The organism is Neisseria sp. P0021.S007 (genome assembly GCF_051956855.1).
Genome location: NZ_JBQCXA010001527.1, coordinates 1 through 467 on the forward strand (window position 1 = coordinate 1; position 467 = coordinate 467).

Sequence of the window (467 nt, forward strand, 5' to 3'; positions counted from 1 at the left end):
TCATCAGATAGCCCGATGAAAGCGACAGCAACGCCCAGCCGCCGCCCAGCAGCAGCGAGGCGGTAATGACGCGGCGTTGCGCCAATGAAAAGCCGCACAATATCATGCCCGATGCGGCAAAAGCGGCGGAAGCGGGGTTGAGGAAGTGTGCGACCGAGAGCAGTCCGATGCTGCCGATCAAGATGAGGACGACGCTGCGTCCGTGGTGTCTGCCCAAAAAGTTGAATCCGGCAAAACCGCAGGCGGTCAGTCCGATAATCGTGAAGAAAACGCCCGCAAAACGCGCGGCATCATAAGAATCCGCCGCCCAAGGCGACAATAGGTGTTTGAACGCCGCCGCCACCCACAAATAGACGGGCGGAATCTGAAAATCCGGCTGCCCTAACACATGGGCAACCAACGGCGTCGCACCTGCGTCTAAGGCTTCGACGGCGGTAAAGACAGCGGGTTCGGCGGGGTTCCACAAG

General features: G+C 59.7%; 1 pseudogene. It reads right to left on the reverse strand.

The window, feature by feature from the left end:
* Nucleotides 1–467: pseudogene (locus tag ACTHUR_RS20085) on the reverse strand (glycosyltransferase family 39 protein); the annotation flags it as partial.